This is a genomic window from Pontibacter akesuensis (genome assembly GCF_001611675.1).
Classification (GTDB): domain Bacteria; phylum Bacteroidota; class Bacteroidia; order Cytophagales; family Hymenobacteraceae; genus Pontibacter; species Pontibacter akesuensis.
In genome coordinates this window covers 4,092,306-4,107,357 of sequence record NZ_CP014766.1, presented here as the reverse complement: position 1 = coordinate 4,107,357, position 15,052 = coordinate 4,092,306, and the positions used below count along the sequence as shown (strand labels likewise).

12 protein-coding genes are annotated in these 15,052 nt (G+C 51.6%); 6 read left to right on the top strand and 6 right to left on the bottom strand.

The features are described from left to right. Positions 1-317: 317 nt before the first annotated feature. Positions 318-3,437 (top strand): SusC/RagA family TonB-linked outer membrane protein, encoded by a 3,120-nt coding sequence (locus tag A0W33_RS17370; RefSeq protein ID WP_068839357.1) that lies wholly within the window; start codon positions 318-320, stop codon positions 3,435-3,437. A gap of 11 nt (positions 3,438-3,448) precedes the next feature. After that, positions 3,449-4,867: a SusD/RagB family nutrient-binding outer membrane lipoprotein gene (locus tag A0W33_RS17365; protein ID WP_068839356.1), complete on the top strand. Its 1,419-nt coding sequence runs from the start codon at positions 3,449-3,451 to the stop codon at positions 4,865-4,867. Positions 4,868-4,998: 131 nt separating this feature from the next. Here the strand turns inward: A0W33_RS17365 and proC are convergent, their stop codons facing one another. Next, positions 4,999-5,823 (bottom strand): pyrroline-5-carboxylate reductase, encoded by an 825-nt coding sequence (gene proC / locus A0W33_RS17360; protein WP_068839355.1) that lies wholly within the window; start codon positions 5,821-5,823, stop codon positions 4,999-5,001. A 360-nt stretch (positions 5,824-6,183) separates the two neighbouring features. Next, a complete protein-coding gene (locus A0W33_RS17355; protein ID WP_068839354.1) occupies positions 6,184-6,963 on the bottom strand; it encodes a TIGR02757 family protein in 780 nt (259 codons plus the stop codon). 367 nt (positions 6,964-7,330) lie between these two features. On the opposite strand from A0W33_RS17355, the gene efp reads away from it, so the two are divergent. From efp to A0W33_RS17335, 4 genes are all read left to right on the top strand, one after another. Further along, positions 7,331-7,894: an elongation factor P gene (gene efp / locus A0W33_RS17350; protein ID WP_068839353.1), complete on the top strand. Its 564-nt coding sequence runs from the start codon at positions 7,331-7,333 to the stop codon at positions 7,892-7,894. 3 nt (positions 7,895-7,897) lie between these two features. Next, a complete protein-coding gene (gene accB / locus A0W33_RS17345) occupies positions 7,898-8,389 on the top strand; it encodes an acetyl-CoA carboxylase biotin carboxyl carrier protein (RefSeq protein ID WP_068839352.1) in 492 nt (163 codons plus the stop codon). A gap of 115 nt (positions 8,390-8,504) precedes the next feature. Further along, entirely contained in the window at positions 8,505-9,854 is a 1,350-nt protein-coding gene (gene accC, locus A0W33_RS17340; protein ID WP_068839351.1) for an acetyl-CoA carboxylase biotin carboxylase subunit, read from the top strand. A gap of 107 nt (positions 9,855-9,961) precedes the next feature. Further along, positions 9,962-10,900 carry a DUF6340 family protein gene (locus tag A0W33_RS17335; protein WP_068839350.1) on the top strand — a complete coding sequence of 313 codons (939 nt, stop codon included), beginning with the start codon at positions 9,962-9,964 and terminating at the stop codon, positions 10,898-10,900. A 78-nt stretch (positions 10,901-10,978) separates the two neighbouring features. Here the strand turns inward: A0W33_RS17335 and A0W33_RS17330 are convergent, their stop codons facing one another. The 4 genes from A0W33_RS17330 to A0W33_RS17315 all read right to left on the bottom strand — a co-directional run bounded on the left by A0W33_RS17330 (position 10,979) and on the right by A0W33_RS17315 (position 14,855). Then, on the bottom strand, positions 10,979-11,623 hold the full coding sequence (locus A0W33_RS17330) for a TonB-dependent receptor plug domain-containing protein (RefSeq protein ID WP_068839349.1): 645 nt from the start codon (positions 11,621-11,623) through the stop codon (positions 10,979-10,981). Positions 11,624-11,846: 223 nt separating this feature from the next. After that, positions 11,847-12,254 carry a hypothetical protein gene (locus A0W33_RS17325; protein ID WP_068839348.1) on the bottom strand — a complete coding sequence of 136 codons (408 nt, stop codon included), beginning with the start codon at positions 12,252-12,254 and terminating at the stop codon, positions 11,847-11,849. Positions 12,255-12,384: 130 nt separating this feature from the next. Then, positions 12,385-12,960, bottom strand: coding sequence for a DUF3109 family protein (locus A0W33_RS17320; protein ID WP_068839347.1), 576 nt, complete (start codon positions 12,958-12,960; stop codon positions 12,385-12,387). 188 nt (positions 12,961-13,148) lie between these two features. After that, entirely contained in the window at positions 13,149-14,855 is a 1,707-nt protein-coding gene (locus tag A0W33_RS17315) for an ankyrin repeat domain-containing protein (RefSeq protein WP_068839346.1), read from the bottom strand. Positions 14,856-15,052: the final 197 nt, after the last annotated feature.

Below are 15,052 nucleotides of genomic sequence, written 5' to 3'. Positions count from 1 at the left end.
ATGGCAGGGACTTTCTCATAAAGCAAGCTACGGCAAGTGATTGTTTACTGGCATACCCCTAAATATACTAATATTAAAGCAACTTTATTTTGCCATTTAATCACAAGCGCCGTATAACTATTGCAAGTATAAATGAAACTCATCTGATACGCATTTACTTACTCTCCCAAATGCAACACTTATACTTTTTGCTACCCAACTTAACAGTCTTTAGTGGCTGATACCTTATCATCAATAAGCCGGTACTCTGTTTCTGCCTATCAAGCTCAGTGGTACCGGCAAGCCCGCATTTCCTATTCACTTAAAGCATATATACTATGAAAAACAGTTTTACCCTACTTGTTTTGCTGCTGATGTGTTGCTGGATGCCTGCCATGGCCCAGAATAACATCGTACGTGGCCAGGTTACGGGGGCTGATACGGGTACACCATTGCCCGGCGTGAGCGTAACCGTAAAAGGAACCACCACCGGCACTGCCACAAATGCTGAAGGAAACTATGAGCTAAGCGTACCGGGCGAGAATGCCGTACTGCAGTTCAGGTTCCTGGGCTATGAAACCCGCGAGGTGACGGTGGGCAACCAGAACGTGATAAATGTGTCCCTAAGCACAGACACCAAGCAGCTAAGCGAGGTAGTGGTCACGGCACTCGGTATCACACGCGAGAAGAAGGCGCTTGGCTACGCCGCCCAAGAAGTACAAACAGAGGAGCTGGTGCAAAACCGACAACCGAACGTGCTGAACGCCATGCAGGGCAAAGTGGCGGGTGTAACCATCTCCAGTACCGGCGGCGCACCGGGTCAGGGTGCCAGCATCCAGATACGGGGCATTAACTCCATCGACCCCAGCCGGCCAAATCAACCGCTCTTCGTTATCGATGGTATCCTGATGGATAACTCCACCTCCACCTTTGGCCAGGGCGCTGAGCTAAGAGGCATGAGTAACCGCCTGGCCGACCTGAACCCGAATGACATTGAGAGCATAAACATCCTGCGCGGAGGTGCCGCCACTGCGCTCTATGGCCTGCAAGGCGCCAACGGCGTGGTAGTTATCACCACAAAATCGGGGCGGCAGGGCGAGATGCGGGTAAACTTCACGTCCACAGCCGGTATAGAGGAGGTAAATAAGTTTCCGAAAATACAGGACACCTATACCCAGGGATACTCCGGCGTATACGACCCTGAGAGCTTCTGGCCGTCCTGGGGCCCTACCGCGGAGGAGGCAAGACAACTAGACCCCACGCACCCGGAAAGTATATACAACCACTTTGAGGATGCCTACGAGCGAGGGCACCAGATCCGCAATACACTCTCCTTTTCAGGCGGTAGCGAGGCACTTAGCTTTTTTTCCTCCATTTCGCACCTGTACCACGAAGGAGTGCTCCCGTTCACAAATTACCAGAACGTATCGGCGCGATTAAATGCTAATGCCAATATCAGCGATAAGATAAAAGTCGGAGGTAATTTCAACTACGTGAACTCCGGAGGCGACCGCTACAACGCGGACCGCTTCAACGAGATGCTCAGCTACTGGTCACCGCGCTGGGATGTGCGGGATTTCCGAAAGCCGGACGGCACCATGAAAACCTACGGCAACGACAACCCCATCTATGCAGCGGCGACCAACAGGATGGAGGATGAAGTAAACCGCTTTATCGGCGGGCTTACGTTTGGTTACGAACCTACCAACTGGCTGAACTTTACCTACCGCATTGGCCTGGATACCTACAGCGACGATCGCACCCGCACCGCTCCAGGTCCTCAGGGTGTGCCGGATGAGCAAGTGCTGGATGATAACGGCCGGGGCTTTATCCATGAATATACTACCCGGTTCAGAGCTATAAATTCTACCTTTATCGCCACCCTGAATTCTGACTTCGGTGAGAACTTCTCCGGAACCTTGCGTGTAGGCCACGACCTGTACGACCGTCAGTCGAAGAGCTTTGGGGTGTTGGGTAATGAATTAGCCGTATACGATTACTTCAGACTGTCTAACGCACGTTTCCTGTCTACAGACGAACAACAAATTGATTACCGCCTGATGGGTATATTTGCAGAGGCCTCTCTGGACTATAAGGACTTCCTATTCCTGACATTGACCGGCCGCAACGACATCACCTCCACCCTGGCAAGCAATAACAGGTCTTTCTTTTATCCTTCGGCAAGTATAAGCTACCTCTTCTCCGAGCACCTGGAGCTTCCTGATTTTATCAACCAAAGCAAGCTGCGCTTCTCCTACGCCCAGATGGGCAAGGATGCACTACCCTACTCTACCTCCTCTGGCTCTGCACCTTACACAAGTTTACCAACAGGCTATACGGGTGTAACAAGGGCAGCACTCCTGGGTAACCCGGAACTCAAGCCTGAGTTCACCAATACCTTTGAGGCCGGATTGGAGATGTCGTTCTTGAACGACCGTGTTGGATTTGATTTTACCTACTACTACTCCCTTAGTAAAGATCAGATCCTGAACATTAACGTGGCGAACTCCACTGGTTATATCCGGTCTGCCATCAACGCTGGCGAAATGCGCAACAAAGGCGTGGAGTTGGTGCTGAACGCCGTGCCGGTTCGCACCAACAACTTCACCTGGGACACCAAACTGGTGTTCTCTGCCAACCGTAACAAAATTCTTAAAATACGGGAAGGGTTAGATGAGATTGTGTATGCTTCCCAGTTTGGTTATGTAGGATCTACGGTAAGCCTGAGGCTGATTGAGGGACAGCCGTACGGCAATATTTACGGTTCCCACTGGCAACGCTACTACGGGCCAGGCGAAGAGGAAGACCCGCTTTTCATAGATGAGTCGCGTCCTATTCTGATTGGTGCGAACGGCTTCCCGGTGCGGGCGCCACTCTCCAGCCAAAAGATATTAGGTAACTCTCAGCCCGACTGGATCGGCGGCTTCACCAACACCTTTACCTACAAAAACCTTAGCCTGACGGCCCTGCTGGATGCGCGCATGGGGCTTGAAAAGTATAACCAGATGGATAACTTCTTTGCCGCCTTTGGCATAGCCGAGTATACCGAAAACCGAAACCAGACAATGGTGTTTGAAGGTGTGCTGGCAGACGGCACACCGAACACAAAGGAAGTATGGCTGGGCCAGGGCGTTGGGCCTGACGGCGTAAATTACACGAACGGCTACTACCGCAACTTCTACCGTGGCGTGTCAGAGAATTTTGTGGAGGATGCCTCCTGGGTTCGCCTGCGCTCCCTCACGCTGAACTACAGCCTCCCGCAGAACTGGTTCGAGAGCATCTTTATCCGGAACGCCTCAGTTTCGCTTACGGGCAATAACGTATGGCTCCACACCGATTACAAGGGCTTCGACCCAGAAACCAGCTTCAGCCCAAGCGGAAGCAACGTGGATGGTTTCTCCGGCTTCACATATCCCGCCGTCCGAAGTTACCTCTTCACGCTTAATGTTGGATTCTAAATAACAGCCGTATGAAAAAGATCTTTAGATATATGTTTGCCCTAATGCTAGTTGGGGCTGTAAGCACACTGCAAGGCTGCGAGGATTACTTTGACCTGGAGGATAACCCCAACCTGGTAAACAACCCGCCCCTAAGCACCATGCTCTCCACCACCACCCACAAAACGGCACTGAACAGCTACCGTGTGGCTAATATTACCTCCTATTTCGTACAATACCTGGCCAGTCCCGTCGCCGGCGGATCCACCGACACCTACCAGGTTACGGACTACACCAGCACCTGGGACGCGCTGTACCTGGCCATGGCCGATATTTATGATATGAAGCAGGAGGCTATGGAACAGGGAGCCGCTTCCTACGTAGGTGTGGCGAATGTGCTCATGGCCTACCACCTGTCGCTGGTAACCGACCTGTGGGGAGATGCCCCATACTCTGAGGCTTTTGTAAACACCACCTTAACGCCCCGTTTCGATAATGCGTCTAGCCTATACGACGAGACGTTAGTGCTGCTGGATGAGGCCATTGCAGCGTTGTCTTCAACCGAGTCTTCTTTTGAGCTGGACACACAGAGTGACCTGATCCATGGGGGAAGCAAGGAGAAGTGGATTAAGACGGCATATGCCCTGAAGGCAAGACAGCTGAACAAGTTGAGCGGAACCGCAGCCTATGATCCGCAGGCGGTGCTTACTGCCGTTGAAAACTCCTATACCTCCAATGCCGACAACGCAACCATGGGTGTGTTTACGGAGCGAAACCCCTGGGCACAGACTGCCATTGACAATGCGGACCAGTTACTCGGAGGATGGCTATCAGAACAGCTGATTCAGCACCTCAACGGCACCAGTAATGGCATAGTGGACCCACGCCTGGAGCAGATCGCTGACACAACTCGAACAGGTACATATGTGGGTACACCAAACGGCACCGGAAACGTTGGCCCTGCCAGCAGCACCGTAAAGGATGAATCTTACATTTTCCTGGGCTCCCCCTTAACCGGTGAGGACTCGCCACTTATCATAGTGTCGTACCCAGAGGTTAAACTGATTGAGGCAGAGGCAGCCCTGCGTGCAGGACAAAGTCAACGGGCGTACGACGCATACCTGGAAGGCATCAGGGCAAGTATGGAGCTGTATGAAGTGAGTGCTGCAGAGGCGAATGAGTACCTGAATAGCTCCCTAGTGGCAGTAGGCGCCCAAAACCTTACCCTCGCAGATATCTTCCGTGAAAAGTATGTAGTAACGTACTTAAACCCTGAGGCCTGGAACGACGCCCGTCGCTTCGACTACCAGTATGCCGGCTTCACGCTGCCTGCAAACGCAGATTTAAGCAACTTTATTCGTAGAGTGGCATATCCTAGCGGAGAAGCTTCGAAAAATCCCAATACTCCCGATGTATCCAACCTGGCCGATCCGCTCTGGTGGGATGCGTAAATCGAGCTAGATAATCAGATAAACAGCAAGAGCCGCTATACGTATAGCGGCTCTTGCTGTTTAGGATGCGCTGGTTTCTAAGGCGTAAACGAACTTATCTGCCTCGCACTATAAAACTTGGTCATGAGAGTCTACATACTTTCTTTTTCGCGCTGCTCTTTCAGGTCCAGGATTCTTTTGTAGGAGCCAACCAAGCCTTTGATTACAGCCGAGCTCAGGCCCTGGTGCTCCATTTCGTTCAGACCCGTAATGGTGCATCCCTCAGGTGTGGTTACCTTATCAATCTCCTGCTCAGGGTGCGATTTGTTTATCGTTAGTAAGGTGGAGGCGCCTTTGCTTACCTGCACGGCAATCTTCTGGGCGTCGTCGGCATCTAACCCCAGCTGAATACCGCCCTGGGTTACGGCACGGATAAAGCGCATGTTAAAGGCAATGCCGCTGGAGCAAAGCACGGTTGCGCCGGCCATCAGCTCCTCCTCTATCACAAGGGTTTCGCCAAGGCAGTTAAAGATCTCTTTCACGTCCGCCTCCACATGCGCGGCCTTCGCATTAAAGGCCAAGCACGTCATGGACTGCTGCACGGCAATGGCGGTGTTGGGCATACTGCGCACAATCGGAAAATCGCCCACGATGTCCCTGATGTTGTCTATGCTGATGCCGGCTATAACGCTTAGGAGCACGTGCTTCTCCGGGTCCAGGTAAGGCTTTATTTCCTTCAGAACGTTTTCAAGGTGCGCCGGCTGCACGCACAGCATAATGTAACGGCAATTTTTAACGGCGAAGGTATTGTCGCTGCTAACCTGCAGTCCTTTGTCTTTGAGGTGTTGTATGGATTTCGTGTTTCTCCTGGTCACATAAATGTTTTCCGGCTTGTACTGACCATTGCTCAGGAGCCCTTCCGCAATAGATTTTCCGAGATTTCCGGTTCCGAGGATAGCTACGTTGTTGGTGTGCATGCTTGTTGTTTTAATTGAATTTCAGAGGGCCCATGAAAAGGCACCGCGAAGTATAAATTATTAAATCGGGTGCAAAAGTACAAAAACAGCACCGGTTTTAAAAGCAGACACTTATGTCAAGACACACGTAAAACGGCATTAAATAGGATTATCAGCACATTACAACTCGCGGAATTATCATAAATCAACCCGCCTTACAAAGTTTAAACCGCACGTATAAATCCCGGCGTTTTGCCACCTAACAGCCAGTAGGGCACAAAAACGGCAAAACCTTTAACCTATGTAGCAACAGGCAATTCACGTTTCATGCAGGAGCGGCCTTAACTTGGGATATCTGCAGAATGATTTTCCGTTAAATCTTTAGAATTTCTCCTCCACCCCCAGCCCAAACAAGGCATAATCATACTTCACCGGATCGGCCGGGTCAAACACGCGCAGGTGTGCCGTCAACTCCTCCGCCGTCAGCCAGTCCATGCCTGTGCGGGTAATCAGGCCCAGCCGCCGGGCCACCCGCTCCACGTGCACATCGCAGGGGCAAATCAGGTCTCTCATGGGCATCTGCTCCCAGATACCGAAATCCACGCCGCCCTTGTCTTGCCGCACCATCCAGCGCAGGTACATGTTCAGGCGCTTACAGGCGGATTTGCGGGCGGGCGTGGCCACGTGCTTACGGGTGCGCTGCGGGGCATCTTCCAGGCTAAACACCAGGTTGTGGAAGTGCTCCAGCCGGGCCTGCTGCGTCTGCAACTTAAGCTGGTTGCCTGTAAAAGCAGTTTCCAGGCTATCATACTGGCTGTAGTACCACCGGAAGAAGTGCAGCAGGTACAGCAAATCCGTATCGTTAAACGTGCGGTGCTTGAAGCCCAGGAACCGTGTCAGGTCCTGCTCCTGGTGGTAAAGTATAAACTCATGCGGGGCATTGTCCATCAGGTCCATCAGCTTAAGGCAGTTGTTGATGATGGTTTTACGCTGCCCCCAGGCAAGTATGGCCGCAAAGAACCCACTGATCTCAATGTCCTGCTTTTTGGTGAAGCGGTGGGGTATGGAAACCGGGTCGTTCGGAATGAAATCGGGCTGGTTATACTTCTCCACCCGATCATCGAGCAGCGCTTTAATGCTGGTTAGGTCTGGCTGTGTCATCTACAGGTATACTTGATTTTGGGAGACAGGGTGCGGGATGCAAAGTTACAGCGCCGGCAGCCAGATTTATACTTGCACTGCCTATACTTGCCCAACTCAATTCACACTATTTCTGATACCGCTGCGGGCTCAAATTTAAATTAGCCACGCATACTTCGTTTGCTGCCGGGTTACTTCCAGTCCTCGCCCGCTACCGAACCAGGGCTTCACGCAACTTAGTATAAGATGGTGCAACACCAAACGGAAAAGGCAGGAAACACAGGATATTGTAGCGAGATTTTGAGCAGAATGACTAACTTTGGTTTGCAAGACAGCAAAAACAAACATAGTTTTACCGTCTTATTAAGGATCAACCAAGTTTACCTGTATGGCAACCACCGCTGATATTAAAAACGGTGTTGTAATTGAGTATAACAACGATTTGTATGTTGTAACTGAATTTCAACACGTAAAACCGGGCAAGGGCCCAGCGTTCGTAAGAACCAAGCTGAAGAATGTTCGATCGGGCAAAGTGCTTGACAACACGTTTTCGGCTGGTCATAAAATCACCACTGCCCGCGTGGAGCAGCGCCCGCACCAGTTCATCTACAAAGATGACATGGGCTACCACTTTATGGACCTGAACACCTTTGAGCAGGTTTCGTTGGAAGATGCCATGGTGCCGTTTGCGGACCTGATGAAAGAGGGCCAGGAAGTAACCATTCTTTTCCACGCCGAAACCGAGTCGCCGCTAACCTGCGACATTCCGCCGTTTGTGGAACTGACTATTACTTATACAGAGCCGGGCCTGAAGGGCGACACGGCCACGAACGCATCCAAACCAGCCATCGTAGAAACAGGAGCCACTATTCAGGTGCCGCTGTTTATTGGCCAGGACGAAAAAATCAAAGTAGACACTCGTACGTATTCATACGCCGAAAGAGTTAAATAAAACATGAAAGCGAAAGAAATCCAGGACCTCATTGACTTTATCGCCAAATCTGGCTTGAACAAAGTTAACATCGAAACAGAAGAATTTAAGATCTCGGTTAAGCGCGATCCGGACCAGAAAGTGAAGTACGTAAAGGACTCAGGCGCCTCGCATCAGGCGGCCCCTGCCCCTGCTGCTCCCGCTGCGGCTCCACAGGCAGCTCCTTCGGCGGCACCTGCAGCTCCGGCTGCCCCGGCGGCATCAGATGAGAGCCGTTACGTAGCCATCAAGGCCCCGATGATCGGTACCTTCTACCGCGCCGCCAGCCCAGAGTCTCCCGTTCTGTTGAACGTAGGCGATGAGGTGAAGAAAGGCCAGGTTATCTGCATCATCGAAGCCATGAAGCTGTTTAACGAGATCGAGTCTGAAGTGTCGGGCAAAGTGGTGAAGGTGATGGTGGACAATGCCTCTCCGGTGGAGTACGACCAGCCCCTGTTCCTGGTAGATCCTAGCTAATCTCCTGATTTGAAAATTTATAAATGAGAAAATGGAGATGTTGCCTGATACGTCTCCATTTTCCTTGTTTGCAAATTACAGATCTCCGAATCTTCAAATCTCCAAAAACTAATCTATGTTTAAAAAAATACTGATCGCCAACCGTGGCGAGATTGCCCTGCGCATTATCCGCACGTGTAAAGAGATGGGCATCAAGACGGTGGCCGTATACTCTACTGCCGATAAAGAGAGCCTGCACGTCCGCTTTGCTGACGAAGCCGTTTGCATCGGCCCTCCCCCAAGTGCGCAGTCATACCTGAACATCCCGAACATTATCGCGGCGGCGGAAATCACCAACGCCGATGCCATTCACCCAGGCTACGGCTTTTTGTCGGAGAATGCTGAGTTCTCCCGCATCTGTGCCGAAAACGGCATCAAGTTCATCGGTGCCTCTCCGGAGATGATCAACCAGATGGGCGACAAGGCCTCTGCCAAGGATACCATGAAAAAGGCGGGCGTACCAACCATTCCTGGTTCCGAAGGGCTTTTGAAAAATGTGGAGGAGGGATTGAAGATCGCCAAAAAGATCAAATACCCTATCATTCTGAAAGCAACAGCCGGTGGCGGTGGCCGCGGCATGCGCATCGTGAACAACGAGTCGGAGTTTGAGAAAGCCTGGAACGATGCCCGCACCGAATCCAAAGCTGCTTTCGGCAACGACGGCATCTACCTGGAGAAATTTGTGGTGGAGCCGCGCCATATCGAGATTCAGCTGATCGGTGACCAGCACGGGCAGGTAGCGCACCTTTCCGAGCGTGACTGCTCTATCCAGCGCCGCCACCAGAAGCTGGTGGAGGAAACCCCTTCCCCGTTCATCACCGACGACCTGCGTGAGCGCATGGGGCAGGCTGCCATTGCCGGTGCCTCTGCCATCAACTACGAAGGTGTGGGTACGATTGAGTTCCTGGTAGACAAGAACCGTGACTTCTACTTTATGGAGATGAACACGCGTATCCAGGTGGAGCACCCGATTACGGAGGAAGTTATTGATTACGACCTGATCAAGGAGCAGATAAAGGTAGCAGCCGGTCTGAAAATCACAGGCAAAAACTACTATCCTAAAATGCACGCCATCGAGTGCCGCATTAACGCCGAGGACCCGAAAAACAATTTCCGCCCAAGCCCAGGCAAGATCACCACGCTGCACATGCCGGGTGGCCACGGTGTTCGCATCGATTCGCACGTGTACTCGGGCTATACCATTCCGCCGAACTACGACTCCATGATCGCCAAGCTGATTGTGAGCGCGCAGACACGCGAAGAGGCCCTTGTGAAAATGAAGCGCGCGCTTAGCGAGTTTGTGATTGAGGGAATCAAGACGACGGTTCCATTTCACCTGAAGCTGATGGATGACCCGGGCTTTAAAGAAGGCAACTTCACCACCAAGTACCTGGAGGACTTTGACTTTAGTGCCATCAAAGACTAATCCGGAACAAGGAAAAATAATTGAGAGCCCCAGCTGTAGAGCTGGGGCTTTTTTTATATTTTCATGCAACCCAAAATCATCTTTCAGCATCCTTCAGCTGTAAGCCTATGAAAAAGAACCTCCCCTACCTGCTGTGCTGCATCCTTGCGTTAGTACAGGTTAGCTGCACCTCACAGCTCTACATCAACACCGTGAAGCCACCCGAGGTGGCCGTTACCAACGCGCAGTGGAAAGTGGTAGCCGTGAACAGGTACAACCCTTCCCTGCTAACCTTCAATCAGGAAAAGAAAATTGCCGTTTTCGCCAATGGTGCAAATGAGGCTTTTCGAGGGGCTGTTGCCGCCATTATGAAGGACGAAACCTTTGTGCTGGTGCACAGCGACACCTCCACTTACAGAGCACAGGCGGAGCAAGAGCAATTGACAGCTGGGCAGGTGCAGGAAATTTACAGGCAGCACCCACACCACCTGCTGCTCTCCATGGACTATTTCAACACTTTTTTCGATCAGGAAACGGTGCGCGAGGAAGATGAGGACGGTGACGTAACCAAGACAGCGCATTATACCCTGATTACCAGATCCTACTGGACCCTCTACGACAGCACCGGCACCGTACTCGACAAAATCACCCTCTCGGAGGAGGCACCTTACCAATCGCGGTCGGTTCTGAGTGGGCTGCTGGCTATTGGCCCCTCCATGGGAAACGCGGGACCAGAGGTGAATGGGCTGGCATGGAATTCAGGGTTGAGGTACTGGAGCCGCCTGTCGCCCCAAACTGTCACGTACGTGCGCCCTTACTACTCCACCAAAAACCTGCAGTATGCCGCTTTCAAAATGGCCACCAGCGACTGGGCTTCCGCTATTTCGCTGCTCCAGCCTATAGCAGACGGCGAACATAAAAAGGATGCGGCGCGGGCAGCCTACAACCTGGCGGTGGTGTATGAGGCAATGGGCAACAAAGAACAGGCAAAGCACTGGGCAAGGCAGGCGAAACAAAGAAATGACAAACTGGCTATCCTGCTGCTGCCGCAATTGGAGAACTACTAACAGACTATATCCTAAAACAAGTATGGCCTTCTCCGTAGCAGAGAAGGCCATCTTGTTTACTTGTAAGTCCGGAAGCTGTTACTTCTTTGTGGTGATTTTTATCACACCGTTCCTTCCCTTCTCTCCATATTGCCGCACAGCTGTTTCATCCTTCAACACCTCTATAGTTGCAATCGAGTTTGGATTAACCGCCTGCACCTTTTCGCGGCTTATTTCCTTCCCATCGAGGATGTACAAGGCGTTTGCAGGTAATTGCGCTGTAGTTTCAGTTTTGGAAGTGGCACCCGGTACATTTGCGGCATTAATATGTTCAATTTTTCGCTGCATTTCCTTTGCCTCCGCCGTATGCTGCCCAGCCTTGGTAGAAATAGCTATTACACCTTCCAGATTATCTTCTGTAACCAGCATCTGCGCCTTCTCCCCTTTCAGCACATCAATCTTAAGAATACTTTCAGGGTTGATGGATTTGATTTTAGCAGCGTCCATACGTTCGCCGTCCACCAGGTATACCACCCCGTCCTGGGGCATTCCTGATATGCTCACGCTTCCTTTTTTAGCGATGGTATCCTGGGGAGCGGTAGCCATACTTTGGCTAAGGCACTCTTCTTCAAGCGCTACCTCGGCACTGGCAGTGGTAGAAATGAGTGCCAGAACGGCAATGGCAGGCGTTAACAGCAGAAATCTAAGTTTCTGCAGCGGGTTTGATTTCTCTTTGTTCATCATAACTCTTTTATTATAAGATTAAGTTTAAAACGCATAACCTGGTAATACTCCCTCGCTAACCCCTCCGCTTCTTTTAGATAAGGCAGCACAGAGCAATCTACGACTACTTCGTAAGTATACGAAATATTCGTAACAAGTTACTATACGTTGGATTTTATTTTCGAACTAAAAGCTACCTGCGGGAAGCGAGTAGCAGGAGATTTAACAAGAGAAGTGTTTTTGATTAAGACAGGAGCCAGCGAAGGCCTTCCTCTGGATCTGTAAAATTCATGACGCTGAATTTGGTGATATTCAACGCCTCAGACCGGGTAGCAACAGACTCCAGGGCAATTTTGGAGAACAGGTCGCTTGGCGTTATCCGCGCAAGCCTCTTCAAGTTTGTCTTCGACAGCAGTTCGTAAAACTTCGTTGCCATCCACTCTTTTGTCTCCGAGGTCAGCGCAGTTAGAACCCTTGCATCGGCAATAGCCAGTTCAACGACAGTTTCCTGCAGCGCCTCCATCAGTTTCGTGCCGCCGGTTACCATTTCAACTTTACTGACGGCCCTCAGCCATTCCGACCGCAGCAGATTATCCGCAACATTCACTTCAATTCTGTAGAAGTCTGAGCTGTAATGAACTTCAAAGGGCATTCCGGAAACAGATTGGTCTTGAACTTAGCTTAAAATCGATACGCATGGAAAAACTCCTGCAGAGCTGTGGCGTACCCTGAAACACGTAAACGAAATGCGCTTGCTACTGGTTAGGTTTCAGTTTTAAAAACTACTTGCCGCTCTTGCCGTTTTCCATCAGCTGCTCCAGTTCCGCGTACCAGCCCTCGCCATACTTGCGAATGAGCGGCTCCTTCAGGAACTGGTAAACGCGCACACCCAGGTCCTGCCCAAAGTTGCAGGCGGCGCTGCAGATGCCCCAGCGGTCGTAGTTCAGCGCTTCGAAGCCATCATACTTGGTGATGCGGATAGGGTAAAGGTGGCACGAGATCGGTTTTTTCCAGTCGATTTTGCCGTCATAGTAGGCCTGCTCTATGGCGCATTTCAACGTTTTGTCGGCATCGTAAATAGCATACGCACACTCCCGGTTGCCGATGGTGGGCGTGGAGTAATCCCCCTCCCAGTCTTTAATGTAAAGCCCCTGGTCTTCCACGGCCTGCTGTCCGGCGCCGGTCATGTAGGGTTTAATGTGGGCGTAGTTCTCCTCCAGAATCTTCAGTTCCTCCTCCTCCAGCGGCGCGCCTAGGTCGCCTTCCACACAACAGGCGCCTTTGCACTTCTCGAGGTTGCAAACAAAGAATTGGTCGCGCACATCGTCGCTGATTACTGTATTCTGAAGAACTATCATGATCGAAAAAAGGAAATGTAAAACAGGCTAAGGAATGCAATGCTGCAGCACCCTTTCCCGGAACTAAAAGCAAGACAAAGGTAGAAAGAAAATAGTTTACATGGCCCCTGCCAAAGTGCCTAGCTTAAAAGGAAAGGCACGGCTTCTTATCGGGAGTCGTGCCTTTCTATATTTTATACGCGCTGCCGCTACTGCTTCTTAGGGGATCCGGCGGCCAGCAGGATGTTCTGCACGTTTTGGTGTTTCGTGTAGTCTATGGCCGCTTTTCCTGCATTGTCACGGAGGGTAACATCAGCGCCCGCCTGCAGCAGGGCAAGTATAATTTCGTAGTTCGAGTTGATCTCACAGGCCAGCATCAGCGGAGTTTTGCCCTCGTTGTTGCGGATACTTGGATCGGCGCCGGAATCGAGCAGCTTTTGCAGCTCCAGAATACCAATGTGCTGCCCGATGGTGGCTTGCAGTGCCTGTGCCAGGGCCGTATTTCCTTGCGTATCTTTGATATTGGGGTTAGCGCCATGCCTGATCAGGGTGTCCAGCAATTGCACCTGCTCCTGCTCGTACAGTTCTGTTTTAATGCGTGAGCTGCTCACCACATAATGCAAGGCGGTCTTTCCGTTTGCATCCTGCGCGTTCACATCAGCTCCTTTGCGCAGCAGTATACTTGCCGTTTGCAGTCGAATTTCCGGTATGAACGTAACGCCGTAGTCCTCCAGCAGCATCGGGATATAGACCGTGTGCATCAGGGGCGTGCGCTTCTGCAGGTTGGCATCATACTCCTCAGGCACCGCCTGCGTATTTACATTTCCGCCAAGGGCTATGGCGCGCTTCAGCATGTCCGGGTCCCGGTTGATGGCCGCTATCACCACCTTCTGGTCAGGTGTTTGGTTGATGTACAACAGTTGCTCGTAAGCATTCACGCTGCCTTTGGAGATGGCGCCGCGGTACAGGGCACGGGCACTGTCAATCTTCACCTCCCCAAGGGTGCCCTCATCATACAGCAAAGCTAAGGTGTACATGGCCTCGCGCTCACGGGCAGCTACGCCTTTCTTAAGCCAGTAAACAGCCTTTCCATAGTCCTTGCCAACGCCCTCCCCGTTCAGGTACAGGTTGGCCAGCGAAGCATAGGCTGCTACATCTTTACTTTCAGCGGCGCGGCGCAGGTAGTTGTAAGCCAGGCCAAAATCTTTCAACTCCCCGTAACCGGTGTAGTACATACTGCCCAGAATGCGGTTGCTGAAGGCATCGCCCTCCACCGCTTTCTCCCGGATTGTGATGGCTGCCGTGCGCATGTGCTGCGTAAACTCCTGCTTGTCGTCTTTGGAACGAATCGTCATTTGCTCGGCCATACCGAGGTGCCCCATCACACTGCCGCTGTCGAGCGCCATCTGGTAGTAGTGGCGGGCAGAGTCGCGGTTAGCCGAAAAATACTTCTCGGCATGCAGCACCTGCTTCACCGTGTCAATCTTTACCGAATCATACTTGAGCTCGCGGTACTGGTGCATGCGGCCGAGGAAATAGTAGGCGTCTGCGTCGCGTTGAGCAGCGGCCTCCCTAAATTTACCGGCTGCCTCTTTAAAGCGAAGCGAAGTATACAGGTGCATGGCCTCATCCATGGCCGGCGTGCGCCAGATGCGCTTTAGCTTGGGAGCAGCCGCAGACACAGGCGCAGGCTTGGCTGAAACAACGGCAGCCTTTGTAGCAGACGCAGTGGTAGTGGCAGGCTTCTTGGCGGTAGCGTCCGTTTTCTTAACCGTTGTAGTGGTTTTCGCCGGTTGCTTCTGCGTGGTTTTGGGTTTAGTGGCCTGTGCCATGCCCACGTGGACCATCAGACTAAGCAACAGCACGAGCACTGTTCTGCTGTTAGCGGTAAAACGACTCTGTAACGTATCCTGCATGGGTCTGTAGTTATTTAAAAAGGCTGGGCGTCAAGGGACTTCCCCTATACTTTTATCAATCAAAAATGCTACCAAAGCGGCAATTTACCGCAAAGTTAAAGTATTTGTTTTATATGGCCCACGTGCTAAACGCTTTGGAGGCAAAAGGTGTTCCTAATAGCAGCCACTCCACCAAAACCTGCCTCAAAGCTATTTCT